This is a genomic window from Pseudomonas sp. CFBP 8770 (assembly GCF_014841705.1).
GTDB lineage: Bacteria > Pseudomonadota > Gammaproteobacteria > Pseudomonadales > Pseudomonadaceae > Aquipseudomonas.
In genome coordinates this window covers 29332-51055 of the sequence record NZ_JACYUL010000009.1, presented here as the reverse complement: position 1 = coordinate 51055, position 21724 = coordinate 29332, and the positions used below count along the sequence as shown (strand labels likewise).

Genomic DNA, 21724 nt, shown 5'->3' with positions numbered 1-21724 from the left:
GATGTTCACCGCCGCCATTATCACCGGGCTCGGCCTGGGCAGCATGTATGCGTTGCTGGCGTTGGGTTTTCACCTGACCTACGTCGTATCGCGCACCGTCAACTTTGCCCAGGGCAGCGCCATGATGGTCGGTGCGGTGCTCGGCTACACGTTTTGCATCAACTGGGGCTGGCCACTGTGGCTGGGCGTGCCGCTGACGCTGATCCTCTCTGCGCTGTATGGCCTGGTGATCGAGCGCTACCTGGTGCGACCTTTCCACAGCCGTGGCTCGCAGGCCTGGCTGATGGCAACGGTGGCGGGCGGAATTCTGGTGGACAACCTTGCGCTGTTTACCTTCGGCAAGGAGCCTCGGCAGTTCGAAAGCGCCTTGGTGAACCTGAGTGTCGAGCTGTTCGGCAGCCACATCAGTGCCCTGCAATTGCTGATTCCGCTGGCGGGCGCAGCCGTCGCCTTGGCGCTGCATCTGGTGCGGCGCTACACCCGGCTGGGCAAGGTACTCGAAGCCTGCGTGCAGAATCCGCGCGCCGCGATGTTGATGGGTATCAACGTCAATCGAGTGGTGGCCATCGCCTTTGCGTTGTCGACCGTCTTCGCGGGGGTGGCGGGCCTGCTGATTGCGCCGCTGTTCAGCGTCAACGCGGAAATGGGCATGTTGTTCGGCCTGAAAGCCTTTGCAGTAGCGATTCTCGGCGGCATCGGCAGCGCGGGCGGTGTATTTGCCGCCGGATTGCTGTTCGGCCTGGCCGAAGCATTGATCACCTTGTACTTCGGCTCTGCATTCACCCAGATATTTACCTTCGCGCTGGTCATTCTGGCGCTGGCGATTCGTCCCAACGGTCTGTTTGGCAGCCGGGCATTGGTGAAAGTATGAACAACCTCAAAACCCTGGTCGCTCCGGCGTTCATCGCCTTGCTCGCTGTGCTCTGTGGCGTTCTGGCATTCACCCTCGACAGCTACTCGCTGTTGGTTTTCACCCTCTGTGCGCTGGCGGCAGTGGTCGGTGTGGGTCTGAACATCCTGATTGGCCTGAGCGGGCAAATTTCCTTCGGGCACATCGCGTTCTACGCGATTGGCGCTTATGTATCGGCCCTGCTGAGCATGGCCGGATGGACGCTGTGGCTGGCCCTGCCGATGGCCGGTGCCGTGGCGGGTCTGATCGGCGCGCTGTTGGCGATCCCCGCGCTTCGGGTCAGCGGCCCGTATCTGGCGATGATCACCATCGCCTTCTCGTTCGTGGTGCATCACGGCTTGATCGAATGGCGGGACGTAACAGGGGGCTCGAATGGCCTGATGGGTATCCCGTTGCCGGAGTTCGCCGGCCTCGATCCGGCGATCCTGCTCGCACTGCTGGCCGCCGCGCTGATGATCGGCGCGCTGTTGTTCTATCGGCGCCTGAGCCAGAGCGGCTGGGGCAAGGCCATGCTGGCGGTGAAAACTTCGGAGATCGCCGCGCGCTCGCTGGGCTTCAACCCGGTGATAAGTAAAACCCTGGCATTCGCATTGTCGGCGGCCTTGACCGGGCTGGCAGGCGGGTTGCTCGCGCCCTTGCTGATGTTCATCAACCCGGAATCCTTCCCCTTCTCGCAATCCATCCTGTTCGTTCTGGCCGTGATCGTGGGCGGCAGCGGTATGCTGTTCGGGCCGTTGATCGGTGCCGTGTTGATCGTGCTGGTGCCGGAACTGCTGTCGGATTTCGCTGAATACCGGCTGTTGATTTTCTCCATACTGCTGCTGATCGTGCTGTGGATCGCGCCCAACGGCTTGCTCGGTGCCCTCGCCCGGCGCGTGATCAAACCCGCTCGCCTGCTGCCGCCGACGTGCATCGATCACGCACGCATCGCTGCTCATTTACGCAGCCGCGGCCCGTCCTCAGGCCTGCGGGTGACGGACATCGGCATCCGCTTCGGCGGCGTGCAGGCTGCGCAACACGTCAGCCTGCAGGCTCCCGCTGGCAGTATCACCAGTATCATCGGCCCCAACGGTGCAGGCAAAACCACCGTTCTGAATATGATCAGCGGGTTTTACGCCCCTGACAGCGGCCAGATCGAATTGCAGCAACCGCTGGCCGGGCTGCCTGCCTGGAAGACTGCCCGGGCCGGTATCGCCCGTACGTACCAGACCACCTTGTTGTTCGGTGAACTGTCCGTACTCGACAACCTGCTCTTGGCGATGCAGAAGGGGCGCCTGGGGCTGCCGTTCAGTCGTGCGCTGGAAACGCAACGCAGCCTGGCGCTGGATCTGCTGGCGTTGGTGGGCTATCGCGGCGAAGTCAACATTGCCGCCGAGGAGCTGCCCCACGTAGACCGCCGCCTGGTGGAAATAGCCCGGGCGCTGGCGACTGCACCGACCGTGCTATTGCTGGACGAGCCAGCGGCAGGCCTCAGCCGTCGCGACACCGACGACCTGGCGATACTGCTGCGCAAGCTGGCGGATTTTGGCCTCACGGTGATTCTGGTCGAGCACGACATGACACTGGTGATGTCGGTGTCCGAGCATTTACTGGTGCTCGATGCGGGCAAGCCGATTGCGTCGGGGCCACCCTCCGAAATCCGCCAGAACCCGCAGGTGATCGCCGCGTATCTGGGCGGCACCGACTACCAAGCCTCCCCGCGCGCACAACCCTGGGCGGGTAACCGCGACGCGCGTTTGTATGTCAAGGATCTTGTCATTGATTACGGCGCGTCCGCCGTGGTCAACAAAGTCAGTCTGCTGGTGAATCCCGGCGAACTGGTGGCCATCCTCGGCGCGAACGGCGCAGGTAAATCAAGCATCCTGCAATGCCTGGCCGGCCTGCATCGCGCCAGCAGTGGCAGCATCCTGCTCGACAACGAAAATATCGAACAGACCAGTGCCAGCCTGATTGCCGCGCAGGGCCTAGCGTTGGTACCCGAAGGCCGTCAGGTCTTTCCTTACCTGAGCGTGCGCGACAATTTGTTGCTGGGTGGTTACTCACGTCGCGAACCCTTCGATACCGACGCTGAAATCGAGGCCATCCTCAAGCGCTTCCCTCGTCTGCGCGATCGCATCGACAACCCGGCCGGTCTGCTGTCCGGTGGCGAGCAACAGATGGTCGCGGTGGGTCGCGGCCTGATGGCGAAGCCGAAAATTCTTCTGCTCGATGAACCGTCGCTGGGCCTGTCACCTGCCATGATCGGCGAGCTTTACGACGCACTGGCTGCACTGCGCGACGAGGGCGTGACCATTCTATTGGTAGACCAGATGGCCAACCTCGCGCTGCAAGTGGCTGACCGCGCGTATGTGCTGGAAACCGGAACCATCGTGAAATCCGGCAGCGCCACGCAATTGCGCGACGACAAAGACCTGGCCGCGGCCTACCTGGGCGAAGGAGTCAGCGCATGAACGCTTTGCAGATCATCAATGCGCGGCTTGGCGACGGTCACCACCTGACCCAGCTGCAGGTAGAGAACGGTTTTTTCGTCGACGCCTGGAGTGACGACATACGCCAGTGGGCCACCCTTGATCTGCATGGGCAGCTCATCATGCCCGGCCTGATCGAAACCCACATTCATCTGGACAAGGCCTGCATCATGGAACGCTGCCACCTGCAGGAAGGCACGCTGGCCGAAGCAGTGGCCCAGACCCGAGCGGCGAAAGCGGGGTTTACCGAAGACGATGTCTATCGGCGCGGCGCGCAGGTGCTGGACAAAGCCATCGTGCAAGGCACGACACACATGCGCACCCATGTCGAGCTGGACCCTCAGATCGGCTTGACCGGCTTCCATGCCATTCGCCGCTTGCAGGCTGACTATGCCTGGGCGATCAGCCTGGAGCTGTGTGTATTCCCGCAGGAAGGGCTGCTGAACAATCCGGGGACCGAAGCACTGTTGTGCGAGGCACTGGAAAGTGGCGCAACAGTCCTGGGCGGGTGTCCGTACATGGACAGCGACCCGCTGGGACAGATCCAGCGCTTGTTCGAATTGGCTACGCGTTACGACTGCGACCTTGACCTGCATCTGGATTTCGATCTGAACCCCGAAGGCCTGACCGTCATGGAAGTCGCACGCTGTACGCGGCTGCACGGCTGGGGCGGACGCGTGACCATCGGCCATGTGACCAAGCTGTCCGCCCTGCCCAGGGAATCACTGACGGTAATCGCCCTCGAGCTGGCCGAAGCCGGCGTACAGGTGACCTGCCTGCCCAGCACCGACCTGTTCCTGATGGGTCGCGAGGTGTTCCACAACAAACCCCGGGGGCTGGCGCCGCTGGCCCATCTGCACGCCTGCGGCGTGACGTGTTCGGTGTCTACCAACAATGTCGGCAATCCGTTTACGCCCTATGGCGATGCCTCGCTGGTGCGTCAGGCCAATCTGTTCGCCAACGTCTGTCAGATGGGTACTGTCGGGCAGTTGCTGCAATGCCTGGCCTGGGTCTCCAGCGAGTCGGCACGCCTGCTCAGGCTGAAAAATTACGGCCTGCTACCGGGCTGCCGCGCCGACTTCATCGTCTTCGACGCGCCCTCACCCGCTGCGGTGATCGCCGAGATCAGCGCGCCGGTGATGGGCTTCAAGGGTGGCAGGCAAACCTTCAGTCGACCGGCGGGGAAGTTGCTGAGGCCGTGATCGAACAGGCAAAGGCTGCGCATCAGCCACGCAGCGCTTGCTTGAGGTTGAACTCCTCCAGCGCCCGCTCTTCCAGCGCCAGCTGCCCTTCCAGTTCGTCCAGGTGTTCGAGCATGACCGCCACGGCCCGTGCATTGTCGCCCTGCTCCAGCGCGGTAATGATTTCCTGATGCTCATCCGACGCGCACGACGGCACGTCGTTACGCTGGTACAGCGCCACGATCAACGAGCTGCGCACCATCAGGTTGCCGAGGATATCGCTGAGCACGGTATTGCCGCTGATCTCGCCGAGCAGCAGGTGAAATTCGCTCAGCTCGCGAACAATGGCGCGGCGATCGGTATCGCTGGTGGCTTTGCGCTCGTTACTCATATGGCTGGCAATGCGTTGCCGCTGCTTGCGCATCACGGCCGGGGTAATCGCCTCGACAATGGCCCGCTCAATGGCACGACGGGCGCTGAAGATATCCCGCGCTTCCTTCGCCGTAGGCTGGGCAACCATGGCGCCGCGATTGGCTTCGATGGTCACGACTTTCTGCATCGCCAGCCGCTGTAGCGCGACCTGCACATGATTGCGGTTGGCCTGCAAAGTTTCGACGATGTGGGCTTCGACCAACCGAGTGCCGGGCGGCAGGCGATGTTGGGCAATGGCCTTGAACAACGCATCGACGATGCGCTGCACCTCGAGCTGTTTGGCAGTGACGGTACTCAACCCCATCGTTTCCTCTGTTGTCTGGAAGGCCTCATGCCTATACACGAGAAGCCCCGTATCCGGCAAATGCCCGGTTCGGCCCTCAGTCTACCTGGCCGAGGGCCGTACCCTCACCTCGCGGATCATGCATGGCGCTGCGCCGACCCTCGGCATCGATGGCAATGATACCGGCATGGCCCGTCATCGGGCTCTGCGCAGCTATGATTTCCACCTCATGGCCTAGCGCCGCCAGGCCTTCGATGGTCGCGGCAGGCATGTCGCCCTCGAGCTTGAGGTTGTCGGTGCTGTCGAAAAAACTGCGACCCAGCAGAAAGCGTGGAGTGGCCAGCGCCTGATCGACAGGCTGCCGATAGTCGATCAGCTGAGTCGCCAGAACCATCTGCGTCTGCGGCTGCCCATCGCCACCCTGCGTGCCGAAGAACCAGCGCTGGCCATCATCCGCCAGGTAACAGGACGGGTTGAGCGTGTGCGCGGGACGCTTGCCAGGAGCCCAGCCATTGACGTGTTCGGGGTTGGTGTTGAAACCCGCAGCACGGTTCTGCCACAGCACCCCGGTGTCACCCAGAATACAGCCGGAGCCGAAGTCGTGAAACAAACTCTGGATGAGGCAGGCCGTCCGCCCCTGAGCATCGGTCGCCGCCATCCACACCGTATCGGCCGGACGTCCCGGCTCGTTCCACGGCGCTGCACGCTGGTCGTCGATGGCATCGGCATACCCTTGAATGTGTCGTTCATCGAGACTGGCGGCAAAATCCCATGGCGTGCTCAGGGGATCGCACAACTGCGCGTTACGGCGCAGCAGGCCTTGCTTGATGGCTTCGACCAGGTAGTGGTAGTAAAGCGCACTGCCATTGCCGAGCCGCGCGAGTGGCTTATGCTGCAGCGCGGCCATGGCTTGCAATGTGTACAGACCCTGGCACGGCGGTGCGACGTTATAGAGTCGGCCCTGGCGATAAGGTACCGAAACAGGGGCCACCAGCGGCGCTCGCGTGGCCGCCAAATCGGCCTGGGTCAAGCCACAACCGAGGCGATCGAACTCCGCCCCGAAGGCGTGGGCCAACTCGCCCTGATAGAAGTTCTCGACACCGTACCTGGCCAGATGCCGCAAGGTATTGGCCAGCGCCGGCTGGCGCAGCGTATCGCCCGCGCGTAGCCAACGCCCATCGGTTTTGCAAACACCATGCAGGTCCGGCAACTGCTCAATGAGTGGCTGCCGCAATGTCTGCCAAAACAGCTGCGACTGTGAAACAGGCGTTCCCGCCTCCGCCACGCTGGCGGCGTCCTGCAACAGGTCGCCCCACCCAAAATGGGAACCCCACTCATGCCGGCTGATGGTTGCCGCCGTCTGCCAACTCGCCAGCGCACCCGCCGTGGTGGCGACCGACGACGGCCCCCTCAAACCGATGATTCCACCCTCAGGCAAACGCTGCCCAGCCTGCCCGATCCCCACGATGGTGCGGACCTGAGTGTCGTGGATCATCCATAGGGCATCGCCGCCCAGGCCGGTCATGTGCGGGAAGACCACGGCGAGCATGGCGCTGGCTGCCAACATGGCATCAATGGCAGTGCCACCGGCGTCGAGGATCTGCATCCCAGCGGCACTGGCTTGGGCGTGAGGCGTGCAGATCACCGCACGAGAGGAGGTAGCGATCATGATATGGAGCCCCGGCTTTGCTAGCTATCTATGAAATTATTGTTAGCAGAGCAATATGTGTGCCGCGGTTTTTACTGGTGGCTGATGAGGCTCAGGGGGCACGGATAGCAACGGGGTTTCCACGATTTAAGTCGTCGGGGTACTCGGACCTATCCGGAGAGATTGCGCGGTCAGCGGGAGCACGATTGTGCCCCCGCTCCGGTCATTGTGCAGCGTCGAACTGCGAGGTGGCCTCGATAGGTGCCTTGACCAACAAATACGGCGGCTGCCGGGTGTCGAATCCCTTGCCCATCCGGCTCCACTGCCCCAGCGTCACGTACACCGAATCGGCAGTCACGAATACCCCGTCCGGCCACACCAGTCGCGGGTCGCGCACGACCACGTCGAGGCGGCCATCTGGCCAGCGGCGCAACACCTGATGATGCTCGGCATCGGTCATGTACAAGCGGCCCTGAGCATCCATGTCCATCCCGTCGACCATCACCTTCTCTCCCTCATCCTTGATCTGCGCAGCCAGTTGTCGATCATCGAGGCCGAAGTCAGCAAGCGCCGCGGTCGGCAGACTCCACAGGTGTCGACTGGTGAGCGGCGAGTAGAACAGACGCGAGCTGTCGGGCGTCAGCGCCAGGCCATCGACGCCATCGTGAGGGAATGCGCTGTTCTTGCCGTCGTAGCGCATGGGCACACCGTCGAGCTGGGTGACGAAATCCTTCTGCGCCACGATGGAAGGATGACCGGCAAGCACACGACGCTGCTTCCCGGTGGCCAGATCCACCACTACCAAAGCCGGGTCGTCGCCGAAGGATGAGTCGGCGACATAAGCGGTGCCTTGGCTGCCGTGGGTCAAATCGATGCGCAGGTCATTCATATGGCTGTCCTGACGCAAGGCATCCTTGAGCTCGATAGAGGTCACGATGCTGTCGCTGCTCAAATCGATACCCACCACCTTCGCTGCACCCGCCGGAATTCCCTGCTTGCCGGCGCGCTTGCCATCGTCGATCAACCAGAGGCGCCCACGCTTGTCCAGGGTCATGCCGTGCAGGGAAACAAGCCGCTTGGCGTCGGATAGCTCAGACGGCAGGCTGACGGCGGCGGAGGGATAGGGAACCAGCTTGCCGTTGACCAACTCACCCAGCGTCATGCCCGCGTGATCCTCGGCATGACGCGGAAAGCCAACAAACGTGCGCCCTTCCGGGGTCACCACGATACCTGACGGGCCTGGGCCGCTGAACGCAGCCACCTCCTGGATCGAACCAACGGGAACCAGGCTGCGATCGATGGTCTCGGCATGGGCTGCGTTCAATGCCAGCGCCAATGTTGCGGCCGCCAGGACGGTGATCGAGGCTCGCTTCAATGGGTTTTTGGTCATCCGTTCCAGGCTCCTGCGGGATGAGATGGACTGGTATAGGGTAGATCCTGAAACCGATTTCAGGATCTACCGAAAAAAAACCTGCACGGGTGCCGAAGGGGACAGACGGCGCGACAGGTTCATGGGTATTGAAGGGAATTAAGGCGGGGAAGTTCCACTGGATGGGTGACGACGTATGGTTGGGATTTGACTGAAAGGTCGTTATCGGCCTGGGCGTTCAGATAGAAGTGGTGGGCGTCGGAGATTATCAGGGCTATGTAGGCACCGAAACTAAGCTTGATACGCGACTCTTAGATCATTTTGTGTGCGGACCGTGCTTTTACCGAGTTAACTTGATTACCATATCTCACTAGATAATCGCGAATCGATTAATCTTGTTTTTCCAGTCATCTGCCGCCACCAGTTCGCACTTATAATTTCTATACTGCTGCAACCCAACCGGTTAGCATATCTATCGTACTCCAGCACGAATCTATAGCGATCAAGGCTTACTAAAAGCTTCTTTATTTATCCCATAAAGCCTGCTTCAGGCGGGTTAAATCATTCCCTGCTGGAAACCCTGGGAAAAACCCCTATAGGGATTTTTTCGGAGCCACCGCTCCTAGCTCCCTAACCGACAGCTCCACACTGCCCGCGCACGACACAAGCGCGAAGTACTCTTTGCCAGGGCTGTCTACCGAAACTATCCAGCCTTTGGTCGAGGGGTTATATTCTTCGTCATGCAATATCTGGACGGAATTGCCCCCTTGATTCGGCCTGAACCTATCAAAGTAGGCCCGCACCGATCTCTCCAGAAAGTCTCTCCCTGCCTTGGGGCATGGTTCTATCTGCCGTTTTTCGCAGCCCATCATAAAAAAACAGCATGCAGTTGTTACGATCATTCTGAACGCGCACATTTGTTCCTTCCTTTGAATAGCGGGCGACCCTGCCGTTGGGTTTTCGTTTGGCCGCTGGAACTTTACTCGGTCCGATATGAAACACGTCTGATTTTTTGAAAGCTGCTGTGTCGTTATTGTAGGCGCCAAACAGGAATCGCAGAGGGCAGCATTGCACTGACAACCACGGACTCAAGCGTCAAGGGATGGCCGGCTGCAGACGCACAGGCACCAACTACTTAAATCCCCGAAACAAAAAAGCCCCAAGGCTATAAGCACTCGGGGCTTTTCAAATAATGGCGGAGAGATAGGGATTCGAACCCTAGGTACCGGTGAAGGTACAACGGATTTCGAATCCGTCCCATTCGGCCACTCTGGCATCTCTCCAACGGCGCGAATCATACCAGCGTCTGCGCCAAACGCGAAGCCCCTGATGCAAAATAATTTGCGAATTCAGGTGCTTGCGCGTTTACAGCGGTGTTACAGCGGCACGCCCAGGCGGTTGGCCACTTCTTCGTAGGCTTCGATCACGTCGCCCAGACCCTGGCGGAAGCGGTCCTTGTCCATTTTCTTGCGGGTGTCCTTGTCCCACAGGCGGCAGCCGTCGGGGCTGAATTCGTCGCCCAGGACGATGGAGCCGTCGCTGAACACGCCGAACTCGAGCTTGAAGTCCACCAGCAGCAGGCCGGCGTCGTCGAACAGCTTGGTCAGCACGTCGTTGACCTTGAGCGACAGCTCTTTCATCTTCGCCAGTTGCTCGGCGGTGCCCCAGCCAAAGGCGACGACGTGGGACTCGTTGATGAACGGGTCACCCTTGGCGTCGTCCTTGAGGAACAGCTCGAAGGTGTACGGGTTCAGCTTCATACCCTCTTCGACGCCCAGGCGCTTGACCAGGCTGCCGGCGGCGTAGTTGCGCACCACGCATTCGACCGGAATCATGTCGAGCTTCTTGACCAGCACTTCGTTGTCGGCCAGCAGCTTGTCGAATTGGGTCGGGATGCCGGCGGCTTCCAGCTTCTGCATGATGAAGGCGTTGAACTTGTTGTTCACCATGCCCTTGCGGTCGAGCTGTTCGATGCGCTTGCCGTCGAACGCCGAGGTGTCGTTGCGAAACAGCAGGATCAAGCGGTCGGCGTCGTCGGTCTTGTACACCGACTTGGCTTTGCCGCGGTAGAGTTCTTCACGTTTTTCCATGATGGGCTCCGCTTGCTAAAAGTATGGGCTAGGCGCCCCTTTGGGACGCTAGGCGATGTGGCGCCAGTCGAGCCCTGAATCTTGGTCGGCCAGTTGCAGCCAGTCCGCGTCGCACCCCAGGGTGTCGACGAAGCATTGCCGGGCCAGCTGCGGCAGGTTGTTCTTGCTGCTCAGGTGGGCCAGCACCAGGTGTTGCAGGTTCTGCCAGCCCAACTGCGCCACCAGGCCAGCAGCCTGGTGATTGTTCAAATGGCCCCAGTCACCGCCGACGCGCTGCTTGAGGAAATAAGGGTAGTGCCCACGGGCAAGCATGTCGCGGCAGTGGTTGCTTTCGATCATCAGGGCATCCAGGCCCTGGTAGTGGTCACGCACCCTGGCGCAGTGGGAGCCCAGGTCGGTCAACAGGCCGAAGCGCCGCTTGCCGTCGCTGAACACGTACTGGGTAGGCTCCAGGGCGTCGTGAGCCACGGCAACCACTTCGACACGCAACGCACCGATTTCCAGCACGTCGCCACAGCGCACATGGGTACGTACCGGCACCGGCTTGCGCAGGCCGCGCTCGGTGCCGAGGCTCATGTAGACAGGCACGCCATGGCGGCGCGCCAGCAGCTCCACGCCATGCACATGGTCGGCATGTTCGTGGGTCACCAGCACGGCGCTCAATTGCGCGGCGCTCAGGCCCAGGCGGGCCACCCGACGTTCGGTTTCGCGCAGGGAGAAACCGCAATCGACCAGCACATGGGTGTCTTCGCTGCTGATCAGCGTGCCATTCCCTTGGCTACCGCTGCCGAGAACGGCAAAACGCATCGCTTAACCCAGGTTGTCTTGAATCACACCCAACACGCGGCGGGCAACATCTGCCGGGGCCACGGTGTTGATGTTCTTCTCGACGGTGACCTGGACGCTGTCGCCCACCTTGCTCAGGCGCACCTGATAACGCTCGGCGCGGGCTTCGATTTCTTCCTTGCTCGGCGCATTGCCGAACACGCGGCTGAAGAAGCCGGGCTTGTCGTCGGCGCGCTGGGCGGATTCGGCAACGTTGATGTAGTACAGGCCCAGGCTGCGGTTGATGTCTTCGATGCGCCACTGGCCCTGCTCCAGGGCACGGCCCACGCTGGACCAGGCACGGTCCAGGTCGGCGCCGACGTTGAGCACCGGGTTGCCGCTGCCGTCTTCGCTCATGGCCACACGGCTGGGCGCGTCGAAATCACGCGCGGCGACGAGAGACACCGAGCCGCCGCGTTCCGAGTCGCGGGTCATGCTGGCGAGCATCTGGTCGACCAGGATCGAGTCCAGGCCGGTGTTCACCGAGCGCGCCGGGAAATCGGGCTCGGTGCTGCTGCCGGCCGGGCGCTCGACGCTGACCACGTAGATTTCGCTGCTGTTGCGCTGCACGCCTGGTTCGATGCGCACGCGCACACGGGTTTCGCTTCCACTGGAGGTGGTGGCACCGCTCAGGCGCTGTGCCATAGCGGCGGAGAGCTCGTCGAAGCGCTGCCAGGTGGTGGTGAATTCACCGGTTTGCGGACGGTCTTCGGCGATGCGGAAACCGTTGTCCTCGAAGAACTGGTGAGCGATCGGCCAGACTTCGGCAGGCGCACGCTGGGCCATGATCCAGCGGTTTTCGCCGCTGCGCTGCAGCGAGAAATCACTGGCCTGCGCAGCCACCTGCAAAGGCAGTGGGCGCGGCACTTCGAATTCGGAAGCCTTGGCGTTATCGTCGGCGACGTTGCGCGGGATCGGCAGCAGCGGATCCAGACGCTTGTCGGTTTGCACGCCGGGCGGCAGTTGCATCGGGGCGGTTTGGGTCGCCTCGAGGTAATCATTGCCACGATCGCGGAAGTAACCGTTTTCGCCCCAGAGCCACCCGCAACCGCTGGTGCTCGAAATGACCAAGGCAAGGGCAGAAAGGCCAGCCAATCGCTTCATGCGTCTTACTTCCTCAATTAAACCAGGACGCCGGACTGGCGCAGGGCCTGCCGCAGCGGTTCATGACAGGTGGCGCTCAACCAGGTGAGCGGCAGGCGAATGCCTTCGGGCATCAAGCCCATTTCATGCAACGCCCATTTGACCGGAATCGGGTTGGCTTCCAGGAACAGGTTCTTGTGCAGCGGCATCAGCTTGTCGTTGATGGCGCGGGCCAGTTCGGCCTCGCCCTTCAACGCCGCATTGCACAGGTCGGCCATGGCGCGCGGGGCGACGTTGGCGGTGACCGAAATATTGCCCTTGCCACCCAGCAGGATGAGCTCGACGGCAGTGGGATCATCGCCGGACAGCACGAGGAAGTCGCTGTCGACACGGCTGATGATGTCCTTGGCACGGGCCAGGTCGCCGGTGGCTTCCTTGATGCCGATGATGTTCGGCACGCTGGAAAGGCGCACGACGGTGTCGGCCAGCATGTCGCAGGCGGTGCGGCCAGGGACGTTGTAGAGGATCTGCGGAATGTCGACGGCTTCGGCGATGTGCTTGAAGTGCTGGTACAGGCCTTCCTGGGTCGGCTTGTTGTAGTACGGCGTGACCAGCAGGCAGGCATCGGCGCCGGCCTTCTTGGCATTGCGGGTCAGCTCGACGGCCTCGCGGGTGGAATTGGCGCCGGTGCCGGCGATGACCGGGATGCGCCCGTTCACCTGCTTGACCACGTGCTCGATGACCTTGATGTGTTCTTCGTAGTCGAGCGTCGCCGATTCGCCGGTGGTGCCGACCGCGACGATGGCATGGGTGCCCTCCTTCAGATGGAAGTCCACCAGTTTGCTCAGGCTGTCCCAGTCCAGACGCCCTTGGGCGTCCATGGGTGTGACCAGTGCCACCATACTGCCCGCAATCATGCAACCGCTCCTGCCGGAAAAAGAGAGCGGTAATGGTACTGGCGCTATCCACCTTGCACAAGCGAAGTACCACGCCGCGAGCATTCCCCTTGGCGCCGGTTTTCTATACCCTTTCAGACTTTGATCGGCAGGGGTTGCCTTTCTTGCCTGGTCATCGCCTGCCGTAACGGCGCTTCGAACCCCGTCCCTGAGCCTTGCCACCTGGCTTTACCCCGTATTTGCGGGCGTTGCCGGGCGGTCGGCCGAGGTACGCACGAGGTACGGCGCAGGCCTTGAACCAGTCATCCGGCCCCTTGACGCCGCCGACCGCTCATCGCTTTAGGAATGCTGCATGTCCACCCCCACAGTTCGCGAACAATTCCTCGTCATCAGCGCCCTGGGCCGCAATCCCATGGAACTGACCAATGTACTGTGCCGCGCGGCCCACGACGCCCGCTGCTCGGTGTCCACCTCGCGCCTGACCCGCCACGGCGAATACAGCGCCCTGGTGCTGCAGGTGGCAGGCAACTGGGACGCCCTGGCGCGCCTGGAAACCAGCCTGGCCTCGCTGGCCAAGAAGCACGACTTCACGGTCAGCCTGGTGCGCAGCGCCACCCTCGACAGCCGCCCGCAGGCGCTGCCGTACGTGGCCTACGTCAGTTCGGCGTACCGCTCGGACATCATCAACGAGCTGTGCCAGTTCTTCATCGACCACAACGTCGAGCTGGAGAACCTGACCTGCGACACCTATCAGGCGCCGCAGACCGGTGGCACCATGCTCAATGCCACGTTTACCGTGACACTGCCCGCCGGCGTGCAGATCAGCTGGTTGCGCGACCAGTTCCTGGACTTCGCCGATGCCTTGAACCTCGATGCGCTGATCGAACCCTGGCGCCCACAGAACCCCATGTAAGGACTGACCGATGGCTGTCGCTCTCAATGAACCTGTTGCCGATTTTCAAGCCCAGGCCACCGGCGGCCAGACCGTCCACCTGAGCGAGCTCAAGGGTCGCCAGGTGGTGGTCTACTTCTATCCCAAGGACAGCACGCCGGGCTGCACCACCCAGGGCCAGGATTTCCGCGACCTGCTCGAGCAGTTCAAGGCCGCCGACACCGAGGTGTTCGGGGTGTCGCGCGACGGGCTCAAGTCCCACGAGAATTTCAAGGCCAAGCAGGGCTTCACCTTCGAGCTGATCAGTGATCAGGACGAGGCGTTGTGCCAGCTGTTCGACGTGATCAAGTTGAAGAAGCTGTATGGCAAGGAATACCTGGGCGTGGATCGCAGCACTTTCCTGATCGACCGGGAAGGTGTGTTGCGCCATGAATGGCGTGGCGTGAAGGTGCCGGGGCATGTGCAGAGTGTGCTGGAGGCGGCACAGGCGTTGAGCAAGGGTTGAGAGGGGGTTGGGTTTTTCGCGGCCGCTGACCGCTCCTGCAACGATCGTGTGTAGGAGCGGTCAGCGGCCGCGAAGGCCGCGCCGCAGTCTCAGAGCATCGGCGCCACGGTGGGCTCCTGGCGCGGCCAGGCATCGAGCACGGCCTTGAACAAAGTCGCCAGGGGAATGGCGAAAAAGATGCCCCAGAACCCCCACAGCCCGCCGAACAGCAATACCGCGCAGATGATCGCCACCGGGTGCAGGTTCACCGCCTCAGAGAACAGCAGCGGCACCAACACGTTGCCGTCCAGGGTCTGGATGATGCCGTACACCACCATCAGGTAGATGAACTGGTCGCCCCACCCCCACTGGAACAGCGCGATCAGGGTCACCGGCACGGTCACCACCACGGCGCCCACGTAGGGCACCACCACCGACAAGCCTACCAGCAGGGCCAACAGCGCCGCGTAGTTCAAGCCCAGCGCAACGAACGCGATGTAGGTCACCACGCCGCAGATGAAGATCTCGATGACCTTGCCACGGATGTAATTGGCGATCTGCCGGTTCATCTCCTGTGCCACCCGGGTCAGCAGCGCCCGCTCGCGAGGCAGGTAACCGCTGACCCAGCGGCCGATCATCACTCGGTCCTTGAGAAAGAAGAACACCAGGATCGGCACCAGCACGAAATAGATCATAATGTTGACCAGCAGCGGCAGGCTGGACAGCGAAAAGGTCAGTGCCCACTGGCCGAACTTGCCGATCTCGCCGCGCGCCGCTTCGATGGCCTGCAGCACCTGTTCGTCGCTGACCAGGTGCGGATAGCGTTCGGGCAGCAGCAACAGCAGTGACTGCCACTTGCCCAGCATCCCGGGCAGCTCGTTGAACAGCGTGATCAACTGGTGCCAGAGCAGCGGCACGAGCACCAGCATGAACAGCGCCAGCGCACCCATGAACAGCGCGAACACCGCTCCCACGGCCACACCCGAAGGCACCCGCAAGCGCTCCAGGAAATTGACCAGGCCCTGCATGAGAAACGCCAGCACCATCCCTGCCAGCACCGGCGCCAGCATGCCGCCCAGGGTCAGCACGGCGGTGAACGCCAGCACCAGCAGCACCGCCAGGACGACGGCCTCTTCGTCGGAGAAGTAGCGCTGGATCCAGTTGCGTAACACTTTGAACATTGAAATTCCCTTGAATGGCCCAGCTACCGAAGGTGGTGGCTCAGGCCTTGCGCAACCAATACGAGTAGACCCCGTCCAGCGCCTGTTCATGTAACAGCGCGTGACCTGCCAACGTGGCGAACGAGCGGAAGTCGCGCTGCGAGCCGGCGTCCGTGGCGATCACCTTCAATACCGTGCCACTGGCCATCCGGTTCAGTTCCAGCTTGGCCTTGAGCAGTGGCAACGGGCAATTAAGACCGCTGGTGTCCAGCTCGGCGTCACATTCGGGCGCATCGCTCATCGATATCTTCTCCAACCAAAGAAAGCCGTGATGCTGCCTCGATCGCGGCAGCCAGCGGCGCGACAGGATAACCCAAGGCCGGCGCCTCTGGTGGTCATCGGATGGGGCGGCTACAGTAGGGCCTTTCATCTGCCGAGCTCAGTGCATGCCCTTTCTGCGCCCTACCCTGCTGACACTTGCCTGCCTGCTGGCACTGCCGGGCCACGCCAGCGATCTGCCGTCCCTTGGCGACGCCAGTTCCGCGATCGTCTCGCCCCAGCAGGAGCATCAGTTGGGTCGCGCCTGGCTGAGCCTGCTGCGCGGCCAGGTCAAACAGCTCAATGACCCGCAGCTGAAGAATTTCGTCGAAACCAGCGTGTATCGACTGTCCGAAACCAGCCAGCTGAACGACCGGCGCCTTGAGTTCATCCTGATCGACAGCAAAGAGCTCAATGCCTTCGCCGCGCCAGGGGGCATCGTCGGGGTCAACGGCGGGTTGTTCTTCAATGCCCAGACCGAGGGCGAGTACATCGGTGTGCTGGCCCACGAACTGGCGCACTTGTCGCAGCGCCACTTCGCTCGCGGGGTCGAGGCTCAGCAGCGCATGCAGTTGCCGATGATGGCGGCGCTCTTGGCTGGCATCGTGATCGCCGCCTCCGGTGCCGGTGATGCCGGCATTGCGGCAATCGCCGGCAGCCAGGCGGCCGCGATCCAGGAGCAGCGACGCTTCTCCCGGCAGAATGAGGAAGAAGCCGACCGCATCGGCATCATCAACATGGAAAAGGCCGGCTATGACCCGCGCAATATGCCGACCATGTTCGAACGGCTGATGCGCCAGTACCGTTTCGATGCACGGCCGCCGGAATTCCTCTTGACTCACCCGGTCAGCGAATCGCGTATCGCCGACACGCGCAACCGCGCCGAACAAGCGGCCAAAGGGGGCAAGGAAGACAGCCTGTGGTACCAACTGATGCGCGCGCGCGTTCAGCTGTACTACGAGGAAACCCCAGGGCTGGCAGCCAAGCGCTTCCGCGCGCAACTGGATGAAAACCCCAATGCGCTCCCCGCGCGCTATGGCTTGGCACTGGCTCAGGTCAAGGCTGGCCAACTCAACGAAGCACGGGAGAACCTCAAGCAGCTGCTGGCCAAGCAGCCGGACGACATCACTTTCAACCTGGCGCAGGTCGATCTGGACATCACCAACAACCGAATCCCCGATGCGCAGCAGCGCATCGATCGGCTGGTGACGCAGTACCCCGGCAACTACCCGATCAACCAGAAGCGGGTCGATGTGCTGCTCAAGCAGAACCGCATGGCGGATGCAGAGAAAGCGCTGGAAAACTTGCTCAAGAGCCGCTCGGATGACCCGGACGTCTGGTATCTGGTGGCCGAAACGCGCGGGCAGAACGGCAACATCATCGGGCTGCATCAGGCACGCGCCGAGTTTTTCGCCCTGGTCGGCGAGTTCGACCAGGCCATCCAGCAACTGGACCTGGCCAAGCGCCGGGCTGCGGACAACTTCCAGCTCGCCTCGCGAATCGATGCACGGCAGCGCGAGTTGATCGAGCAGGATCGGTTGGTCAAGGAAATGCTGCGCTGAGACCCCGGCGAGCCGAATCGGGCCCGCAGAGTCGATCGGAATGAACCGACATATCCGACACATTGATTTTCACATTTTTTTCACGCAACTGCTCTAGCGTCTAGACTTGCTCCAGGTGCGATGAATTTTCCGTGACCGGTGTGAATATCTATGGGCGTTTTGTGGCAAACCGAACCTGACAAGACTGCAACTCCGGCTGGCAGTCCTGACCCGTCTCCATTGCCAGATAGCCCACGTCAACGTCACTTGTGGCGGCGTCTGTTCTGGCTGTTGGTACTGATCACTGCTGCGGCGCTGGCGTATGCGATATATGCGGAAATGCGTACATCGCGACTGCAGGCGCGCGAATTCAGCCGCTGGGCGACATCGCTGACCTATGATGTGCAGCCTGGGCCGAGCGAAGCCATCGTCTATCCCGGGGAGGGTCCGTTCGACAAGCGCCTGGGCTACAGCGCCCTGGGCGATTTCATTCCACGCCTGCTCAAGCGCAATTACGTGGTCGAACGACAGACCCATTTCTCGCCGGCGCTGATGCGTTACGCCGGGCACGACCTGTTCGTGCCCTATCAGGAAAAACCCCAGGCCGGGCTGGTGATCACCGATTGCCGGGGCGACCCGTTGTACCTGTATCGCTACCCCCAGCAGCTTTACACCGAGTTCGCGCAGATTCCGCCAGTCATGGTCAACAGCCTGCTGTTCGTCGAGAACCGCGGCTTGCTCGACAGTCCCGAGCCCTTGCTCAACCCTGCCGTGGATTGGCCGCGCTTTGCCAAGGCCGCGTGGTCGCAGGTGGCCAAGATGTTCGCCCTCCCCGGCCAGTCGGCCGGTGGCAGCACCCTGGCCACGCAATTGGAGAAGTATCGGCATTCGCCCGACGGCCTGACCGGTTCGGGGCCTGAGAAGATTCGCCAGATGATCTCGGCCAGCGTGCGTGCCTATCAGGACGGTCCGCAGACCCTGGAGGCGCGCCAGCGCATCGTGCGCGACTACCTCAACAGCGTGCCGCTGTCAGCCGTGCCTGGCCATGGTGAAGTGCACGGCATGGCCGAAGGCTTGCGGGTCTGGTACGGCGCCGATTTCGAGCAGGTCAACCGCGCCCTCGCCAGCACCACCACCGACCCCGCCAGCGAAGCCGCGCGTGGGCTCGCCCTGCGCCAGGTACTGTCGCTGATGATCGCCCAGCGCCGTCCTTCGTACTTCCTCAACAAGGGCCATGACGACCTCGCCGAGCTGACCGACAGCCATATTCGCCTGCTGGCCGCCAACGGTATCGTTGACCCGACCCTGGCCACCACAGCCCTGGCCAGCCAGGTCGTGTACCGCGACTGGGTGCAGGAGCCGACCTGGCAACCCAACGAGTCGAACAAGGGCATCAGCGTGGCGCGCAACCGCCTCTCGTCCATGCTTGACCGACCGTTGTACGACCTGGACCGGCTGGACCTCTCGGCCACCACCACCCTGCATGCCGATCTGCAGAAACAGGCCAGCGACTACCTGCGCCACCTCGCCGACCCGGCCTTCGCCCAGCAGATCGGCCTGATCGGCGAGCGCCTGCTGACCTCGGCCAGCACCCGAGAGGTCAGCTACAGCTTCACCCTGTTCGAACGGACGGCCGACGGCTCGCGGGTACGAGTGCAGACCGACAACACCGACCAGCCCTTCGACATCAACGAAGGCAGCAAGCTGGAGCTGGGGTCGACGGCCAAGATGCGCGTGCTCACCACCTACCTCGAGATCATTCACGAACTGCATGAGCGCTATGCCGGGCAGACACCCGCGCAACTGCGCCAGGTGAAGATCGAAGAAGCCGATCGGCTGTCGCGCTGGGTGCTCGACTACATGATCCAGAACCCCGGCGCGGATGCGCGGGCATTGCTCGGCGCCGCCCTGGAGCGCAAGTACTCGGCAAGCCCTGCCGAGAGTTTCTTCACCGGCGGCGGGATCCACACTTTCGGCAACTTTCGCCGCGAGGACAACGGCCGTATTCCCACGCTCAAGGAAGCGCTGCAGGAGTCCATCAACCTGCCCTTCATCCGCCTGATGCGCGACCTGGTGCGCTACAGCACCTACTCTGCGCCAAGCAACAGCGGGCAGTTGCTCAGGGACGACGACGATCCGCGTCGCCAGGAATACCTGGCACGCTTCGCCGATCGCGAAGGCACGGAGTTCCTCCAGCGCTTCTGGAAGAAGTACCAGCGCAAGACCACCGAGCAGCGCCTGGAAACCTTCCTCGACGGCATGCGCCCTACCCCGCAGCGGCTGGCGGCCGTGCATCGCTACCTGTACCCCAATGCGCCCCAGGCGCAATTCGATCGCTTCGTGCGCGAGCACAGCAAAAGCGACAACGTCACCGACAAGCGCCTGAACGAGATGTACACCGGCTATGGCCCGGGCCGCTACAACCTGCCGGATCAGGGCTACATCGCGCGCGTCCACCCGCTGGACCTGTGGCTGCTGGGCTACCTGCTCAATCATCCGGACGCCAAGTTCGGCGAGGCGGGCGCGGCCAGTCGGTTCGAACGGCAGGAGGTTTACAGCTGGTTGTTCAACAGTCGCCACAAGCGCGCTCGCGACAACCGTATTCGCACCATGCTCGAGATCGAAGCGTTTACCGATATCCATCAGCGCTGGCAGCGCGTGGGTTATCCGTTCGATCATCTGGTGCCGTCGCTGGCGACCGCCATCGGCAGCTCGGGTGACCGCCCTGCGGCCTTGGCCGAGCTGATCGGCATCATTCAGAACGATGGCATCAAGCTGCCTACCGTGCGCATCGACACCCTGCATTTTGCTGCCGACACCCCCTACGACACGCGGGTGATCAGCGATCCGGACCGCGGCAAGCGAGTTCTGCCCGCCGAGGTCGCGGCGGCCATGCGCGAGGCACTGTCGCAGGTAGTGGACGCCGGCACCGCGCGGCGGGTATCGGGCAGCTTCAAGACCGATGACGGCACGGCGCTGGTGATGGGCGGCAAGACCGGCACCGGTGACAACCGCATTTCCAGCTTCGGTGCCGGTGGCCGGGTGATCAGCTCGAAGGCCATCAACCGTACCGCCACGTTCGTGTTCTTCATCGGTGAGAACCACTTCGGCACCCTGACCGCATTCGTGCCGGGCAAGGCGGCGGAGGGCTTTCGCTTCACTTCGGCGCTTCCGGTGCAGGTGCTCAAGGGCATGGCTCCGATTCTCACTCCCTACCTGCAGCCAGGTGCGCATACCCAGTGCAATGCGCCCTTGCAGGCGGCGCGTTGAAGGGCGGGTATACGGCGAACGAATTCATTCACTCGCGCCTGGCGGCGTAATAAGCTATATCGATAGCCCCCTATCGGCCCAGGAGCCCCTCGCAATGAAGGCAGACAACCCGTTCGGTATTCAGCGCGTCATGCACGAGATCAAACGTCGCCGCCTGCAGGTGTTGCGTGTTGCGCAGCTCACGCCGCGCATGCGTCGCATCACCCTCGGCGGCCCCGAGCTGGCCGGTTTCGTCAGCGAAGGCTGCGATGACCACATCAAGCTGATGTTCGCCACCACCCCGGAGCAACAAGCGGCGCTCGACACCATGGTGCTGGGGGCGCCCACGCCCGAAGGTGCCAAGCCCGACATGCGCGACTACACCCCTCGCCGCTTCGACCTCGCGGCCGGCGAGCTGGACATCGACTTCGTCCTGCACGGCGACGGCCCTGCCGCGACCTGGGCCGCCCAGGCCGAGCCAGGTCAATTCCTGCATATCGGCGGCCCACGCAGCTCGATGCATGTACCGGATGTGTTCGATGCCTACCTGCTGATCGGTGACGAAACGGCGATTCCAGCCATGGCGCGCCGTCTGGAAGAACTGTCGGCCAACCGCCGCGCTCTGCTGGTGGTCGAGGTGGAGAACGCCGACGAGCAGCAGCCGTTCGACAGCGCGGCGGCATTCGAGGTGATCTGGGTCGACCGTCGCCATGGCGACCTGCTGCAGACGGTGAGCGACCTACGCCTGCCCGAAGGCGTGGTCTATGGCTGGATCGCCACCGAGGCGGGGCTCGCGCGCAAGCTGCGGCGCGTGTTGCTCGACAAGCATGGGCTGAGCGAGGAGCAGATCAAGGCCGCCGGCTACTGGCGGCTCGAGGGTGACGACGGCGAGTGA

Annotated in this window: 17 protein-coding genes and 1 tRNA gene; 8 read left to right on the top strand and 10 right to left on the bottom strand. The window is 62.4% G+C overall.

Features of this window, described 5'->3' with window-relative positions; all coding sequences use genetic code 11:
* Position 1 precedes the first annotated feature (1 nt).
* Genes IFT98_RS18945 through IFT98_RS18935 form a run of 3 tightly spaced genes read left to right on the top strand, consistent with a single transcriptional unit; the run spans position 2 to position 4580 of the window.
* Positions 2–871 carry a branched-chain amino acid ABC transporter permease gene (locus tag IFT98_RS18945; RefSeq protein ID WP_192051087.1) on the top strand — a complete coding sequence of 290 codons (870 nt, stop codon included), beginning with the start codon at positions 2–4 and terminating at the stop codon, positions 869–871.
* Positions 868–3360 carry a branched-chain amino acid ABC transporter ATP-binding protein/permease gene (locus IFT98_RS18940; protein WP_192051086.1) on the top strand — a complete coding sequence of 831 codons (2493 nt, stop codon included), beginning with the start codon at positions 868–870 and terminating at the stop codon, positions 3358–3360. The genes IFT98_RS18945 and IFT98_RS18940 overlap by 4 nt, the downstream gene beginning before the upstream one ends.
* Entirely contained in the window at positions 3357–4580 is a 1224-nt protein-coding gene (locus tag IFT98_RS18935; RefSeq protein WP_192051085.1) for an amidohydrolase family protein, read from the top strand. Before IFT98_RS18940 ends, IFT98_RS18935 begins: the two co-directional genes overlap by 4 nt.
* Before the next feature lie 22 nt (positions 4581–4602).
* Here the strand turns inward: IFT98_RS18935 and IFT98_RS18930 are convergent, their stop codons facing one another.
* The 8 genes from IFT98_RS18930 to dapA form a co-directional block, all read right to left on the bottom strand.
* Positions 4603–5295, bottom strand: coding sequence for a GntR family transcriptional regulator (locus IFT98_RS18930; protein WP_122476658.1), 693 nt, complete (start codon positions 5293–5295; stop codon positions 4603–4605).
* A 76-nt stretch (positions 5296–5371) separates the two neighbouring features.
* Positions 5372–6943 (bottom strand): gamma-glutamyltransferase family protein, encoded by a 1572-nt coding sequence (locus IFT98_RS18925; protein ID WP_192051084.1) that lies wholly within the window; start codon positions 6941–6943, stop codon positions 5372–5374.
* Positions 6944–7145: 202 nt separating this feature from the next.
* Positions 7146–8312 (bottom strand): SMP-30/gluconolactonase/LRE family protein, encoded by a 1167-nt coding sequence (locus IFT98_RS18920; RefSeq protein ID WP_192051083.1) that lies wholly within the window; start codon positions 8310–8312, stop codon positions 7146–7148.
* Between the two features lie 1172 nt (positions 8313–9484).
* Positions 9485–9574, bottom strand: a tRNA-Ser gene (locus IFT98_RS18915).
* A gap of 93 nt (positions 9575–9667) precedes the next feature.
* Positions 9668–10381: a phosphoribosylaminoimidazolesuccinocarboxamide synthase gene (gene purC, locus IFT98_RS18910; protein ID WP_056843894.1), complete on the bottom strand. Its 714-nt coding sequence runs from the start codon at positions 10379–10381 to the stop codon at positions 9668–9670.
* 48 nt (positions 10382–10429) lie between these two features.
* On the bottom strand, positions 10430–11188 hold the full coding sequence (locus tag IFT98_RS18905; protein ID WP_192051082.1) for an MBL fold metallo-hydrolase: 759 nt from the start codon (positions 11186–11188) through the stop codon (positions 10430–10432).
* A 3-nt stretch (positions 11189–11191) separates the two neighbouring features.
* The gene (gene bamC, locus IFT98_RS18900) at positions 11192–12310 is read right to left on the bottom strand and encodes an outer membrane protein assembly factor BamC (RefSeq protein WP_192051081.1); all 1119 of its coding nucleotides are present in this window, start codon (positions 12308–12310) and stop codon (positions 11192–11194) included.
* Positions 12311–12327: 17 nt separating this feature from the next.
* The gene (gene dapA / locus IFT98_RS18895; RefSeq protein ID WP_122714077.1) at positions 12328–13206 is read right to left on the bottom strand and encodes a 4-hydroxy-tetrahydrodipicolinate synthase; all 879 of its coding nucleotides are present in this window, start codon (positions 13204–13206) and stop codon (positions 12328–12330) included.
* Between the two features lie 331 nt (positions 13207–13537).
* Here dapA and IFT98_RS18890 point away from each other — a divergent pair, with 331 nt between their 5' ends.
* Both IFT98_RS18890 and IFT98_RS18885 read left to right on the top strand, forming a co-directional pair.
* Positions 13538–14098, top strand: a complete 561-nt coding sequence (locus tag IFT98_RS18890) for a glycine cleavage system protein R (protein WP_122476686.1) — start codon at positions 13538–13540, stop codon at positions 14096–14098.
* A 10-nt stretch (positions 14099–14108) separates the two neighbouring features.
* Positions 14109–14582 carry a peroxiredoxin gene (locus IFT98_RS18885; RefSeq protein ID WP_192051080.1) on the top strand — a complete coding sequence of 158 codons (474 nt, stop codon included), beginning with the start codon at positions 14109–14111 and terminating at the stop codon, positions 14580–14582.
* 89 nt (positions 14583–14671) lie between these two features.
* On the opposite strand, the gene IFT98_RS18880 is transcribed toward IFT98_RS18885, so the two are convergent.
* On the bottom strand, positions 14672–15742 hold the full coding sequence (locus IFT98_RS18880) for an AI-2E family transporter (protein ID WP_122714079.1): 1071 nt from the start codon (positions 15740–15742) through the stop codon (positions 14672–14674).
* A gap of 40 nt (positions 15743–15782) precedes the next feature.
* Positions 15783–16022, bottom strand: a complete 240-nt coding sequence (locus tag IFT98_RS18875; RefSeq protein WP_122476689.1) for a sulfurtransferase TusA family protein — start codon at positions 16020–16022, stop codon at positions 15783–15785.
* Between the two features lie 145 nt (positions 16023–16167).
* Between IFT98_RS18875 and IFT98_RS18870 the strand changes: the two genes are divergently transcribed.
* From IFT98_RS18870 to IFT98_RS18860, 3 genes are all read left to right on the top strand, one after another.
* A complete protein-coding gene (locus IFT98_RS18870) occupies positions 16168–17601 on the top strand; it encodes a M48 family metalloprotease (RefSeq protein WP_122795156.1) in 1434 nt (477 codons plus the stop codon).
* 150 nt (positions 17602–17751) lie between these two features.
* Positions 17752–20850, top strand: coding sequence for a transglycosylase domain-containing protein (locus IFT98_RS18865; RefSeq protein WP_192051079.1), 3099 nt, complete (start codon positions 17752–17754; stop codon positions 20848–20850).
* Positions 20851–20944: 94 nt separating this feature from the next.
* Positions 20945–21724: a siderophore-interacting protein gene (locus tag IFT98_RS18860; protein WP_192051078.1), complete on the top strand. Its 780-nt coding sequence runs from the start codon at positions 20945–20947 to the stop codon at positions 21722–21724.

Bases quoted from the DNA above. Each gene is read 5' to 3' on its own strand.
- IFT98_RS18945 (WP_192051087.1), top strand. From the start codon at position 2: ATGTTCACCGCCGCCATTATCACCGGGCTCGGCCTGGGCAGCATGTAT.
- IFT98_RS18940 (WP_192051086.1), top strand. From the start codon at position 868: ATGAACAACCTCAAAACCCTGGTCGCTCCGGCGTTCATCGCCTTGCTC.
- IFT98_RS18935 (WP_192051085.1), top strand. From the start codon at position 3,357: ATGAACGCTTTGCAGATCATCAATGCGCGGCTTGGCGACGGTCACCAC.
- IFT98_RS18930 (WP_122476658.1), bottom strand. From the start codon at position 5,295: ATGGGGTTGAGTACCGTCACTGCCAAACAGCTCGAGGTGCAGCGCATC.
- IFT98_RS18925 (WP_192051084.1), bottom strand. From the start codon at position 6,943: ATGATCGCTACCTCCTCTCGTGCGGTGATCTGCACGCCTCACGCCCAA.
- IFT98_RS18920 (WP_192051083.1), bottom strand. From the start codon at position 8,312: ATGACCAAAAACCCATTGAAGCGAGCCTCGATCACCGTCCTGGCGGCC.
- purC (WP_056843894.1), bottom strand. From the start codon at position 10,381: ATGGAAAAACGTGAAGAACTCTACCGCGGCAAAGCCAAGTCGGTGTAC.
- IFT98_RS18905 (WP_192051082.1), bottom strand. From the start codon at position 11,188: ATGCGTTTTGCCGTTCTCGGCAGCGGTAGCCAAGGGAATGGCACGCTG.
- bamC (WP_192051081.1), bottom strand. From the start codon at position 12,310: ATGAAGCGATTGGCTGGCCTTTCTGCCCTTGCCTTGGTCATTTCGAGC.
- dapA (WP_122714077.1), bottom strand. From the start codon at position 13,206: ATGATTGCGGGCAGTATGGTGGCACTGGTCACACCCATGGACGCCCAA.
- IFT98_RS18890 (WP_122476686.1), top strand. From the start codon at position 13,538: ATGTCCACCCCCACAGTTCGCGAACAATTCCTCGTCATCAGCGCCCTG.
- IFT98_RS18885 (WP_192051080.1), top strand. From the start codon at position 14,109: ATGGCTGTCGCTCTCAATGAACCTGTTGCCGATTTTCAAGCCCAGGCC.
- IFT98_RS18880 (WP_122714079.1), bottom strand. From the start codon at position 15,742: ATGTTCAAAGTGTTACGCAACTGGATCCAGCGCTACTTCTCCGACGAA.
- IFT98_RS18875 (WP_122476689.1), bottom strand. From the start codon at position 16,022: ATGAGCGATGCGCCCGAATGTGACGCCGAGCTGGACACCAGCGGTCTT.
- IFT98_RS18870 (WP_122795156.1), top strand. From the start codon at position 16,168: ATGCCCTTTCTGCGCCCTACCCTGCTGACACTTGCCTGCCTGCTGGCA.
- IFT98_RS18865 (WP_192051079.1), top strand. From the start codon at position 17,752: ATGGGCGTTTTGTGGCAAACCGAACCTGACAAGACTGCAACTCCGGCT.
- IFT98_RS18860 (WP_192051078.1), top strand. From the start codon at position 20,945: ATGAAGGCAGACAACCCGTTCGGTATTCAGCGCGTCATGCACGAGATC.